Consider the following 2,290-nt stretch of genomic DNA (forward strand, 5'->3'; position numbering starts at 1 on the left):
AATGGATAGAAGCTCTCCAATCCGTCCAGAAACTCTTAGAAAATCCGAACCAGAGAGTATTAGCACCAAAGTAATTCATGTATTTGACCCGAGAAGGAAGATATCGGCGGAAGTCTTTGAACAAGTCAGTCAAACCGCAAATTCAGGGTTAGTGGTAAGAGCAGCACATAATAGGGCATTATCAGAGTCAAACAGTTATTTATGGTCATGGCTCCCATCTCAATCTATCAAGATGGAAGTAGCAGTAGAATTAGCCAAAACCCCAAATCGAAAAGAGCGAACCGCTACTCTGGCAATTAGATATGCACCCATCAAACTTCGCAGTCCTGCCAGAATGAAAGAACCAGAATATTTTGAAGTTTATGGGGTTTATGCCGTAGAAATTGACCCCCCAGAAGGCTGTGAACCCGTAGAATGGATGATCTTGACCTCCGAACCCGTTACCAATGGGGAACAAGCACAAACCATTTTACGATGGTATACTTACCGTTGGCGAATTGAAGAATATCATAAAATTCTCAAGTCAGGGTGTAAAGCGGAAAGCTATCGTCTATCTGGAGATAGTATGCAAGTTTTACTGGGATTTTTAACGAATATCGCTGCACAATTGTTAAAAATGACCTATGTTCATCGAACCAAACCAGATGCACCTGCATCTTCAATTTTAAATCAGGTACAAATTGAGGTTTTAGCTGCCAAATTTGGAAAATCAGTCACCGCAGTAGATTTAACGGTAGCTTGGGCGATACAAGCTGTAGCTCGTTTGGGCGGTTACTTGAGTCATCGCCGAAAGAGTAATATTGGCATCACGGTGTTATGGCGTGGCTTTTTAGAGCTGCAATCTTTATGTGAAGGATGGCAATTACGCTCCCCTGGTTGAAGTTTAGAAGCGAGTTGATTGTAACTTTGGAGAGGACTAGAATGAGAATATAGTTGGCGAGCTTTGTTACACAACTATATCCGATTATTTCTGAGCTGAACTATGGCTAATGCCCGTCAACAGAAGGATCTAGCCACTCGTCTAGATGAACTTAAACATCTTATTAAACAACTCCAACAAGATATTCAAGACATAAGGGACGAAGGTGAAATTGCTCCGTCTGGTTGTTGGATTGTGCGCTACCAAGCTAAAGGAAAAAGGGTGGTCGTTATTGGTATTACAAATGGATGTCCCATGAGCCGATTTTTGTCACCAAAAATGGCAATCCTTCTCGTCATCAATATTTAGGTATAGTCATTCTAAATAATTTCCGTATGATTTAACGATGTCATCCAAGGAAGTACCAGGAGCGGAATAAATACGTCTTTTTTTGAGGATGCCCTAAAGGATTAGCTTCGCGTCGCAAAGTCTTGTTCGATACGATTAAAATCAGGTGAATAGGGTGGTAAAAACAAAACTTTGTGACCCGCTTGTTCGGCAATGCGAAACACATCATCCTTGCGATGAAATGCCGCATTATCAAGAATTAGAGTGGAGTTTGGTTTCAATTCGGGAATTAGATGCTCTTCGAGCCATTGATTAAACCATAAAGCACCATTTACTTCCTTTAAAAAGAACTGGTGCTAACAACTCTTTGCCTCTTTTGCCAGCTATCAGACTTGTTCTTGTTCCTCTTTTACCATTGCGATTGGCGAAGCCACTGCCCTTCGGGCAATCGCCGTAAGTTTTTTGTCCTCGTTTTGACCAGCCATAAGGACGATAGACATATTCTTCAAAGCCTGATTCATCCAAGTAAACTAAATTGCTTGATCCGTCAAGAATGACAATTTTACGTAAATTTCTCAGAAAGCTGATTCGCTCACTATGCTTACGTTCAGTGTATTTCAGCGTTTTTTTTACGAGTTAACTTCATTTGCTTCTGGGCATACCCAATAGCACTCGTATGCACTCCAAAATATTGCGCCCTTTCTCTTAACAAAGCATCTGGATTTTCTTGAATATGTTGGGCAATTGCTAGAGAGTCTAGTTTTCGCTTTCTTCCAAGTTGTGGTGCTGGAGTCAAATTCTTTCTTCGACACCAATCATTCACACACCATAGACTTACCTCATATCTTCTTGATGCTTCGGCTTTGGAGCCTCCAGCCGCTACAAAGTCCACTACCCGCTTTCGCAAATCTACACTATAAGTCATCTAACCTGATTGATTTCTCATCTAGCTTATATTATTTCATATGTTTCCTATTTAGAATGACTATAAAGCTGGAAGTCAAGCTTATTTGAAAGCGGTTGAAGCTCTATCACGTCGTGGTCGAATTGAAGCTTTGGAGCGAGGGATGAGTACACTTTCAA

2 protein-coding genes and 1 pseudogene are annotated in these 2,290 nt (G+C 41.0%); 2 read left to right on the forward strand and 1 reads right to left on the reverse strand.

Going from position 1 to position 2,290, the window contains the following annotated elements; genetic code table 11:
- Positions 1-880 (forward strand): IS4 family transposase (locus PLEUR7319_RS34140; RefSeq protein WP_237743505.1); only part of this gene is annotated, 880 nt, incomplete at its 5' end.
- Positions 881-982: 102 nt separating this feature from the next.
- Positions 983-1,228, forward strand: a complete 246-nt coding sequence (locus PLEUR7319_RS34145) for a hypothetical protein (RefSeq protein WP_051044370.1) — start codon at positions 983-985, stop codon at positions 1,226-1,228.
- Between the two features lie 6 nt (positions 1,229-1,234).
- Here the strand turns inward: PLEUR7319_RS34145 and PLEUR7319_RS43360 are convergent.
- Positions 1,235-2,132 (reverse strand): annotated as a pseudogene (locus PLEUR7319_RS43360) (IS630 family transposase).
- Positions 2,133-2,290 lie beyond the last annotated feature (158 nt).

The sequence above is a fragment of the Pleurocapsa sp. PCC 7319 genome (assembly GCF_000332195.1).
Classification (GTDB): Bacteria; Cyanobacteriota; Cyanobacteriia; order Cyanobacteriales; family Xenococcaceae; genus Waterburya.

What these genes read in the sequence shown, in the direction of transcription:
- PLEUR7319_RS34145 (WP_051044370.1), top strand. Translation starts at nt 983, where the DNA reads ATGGCTAATGCCCGTCAACAGAAGGATCTAGCCACTCGTCTAGATGAA.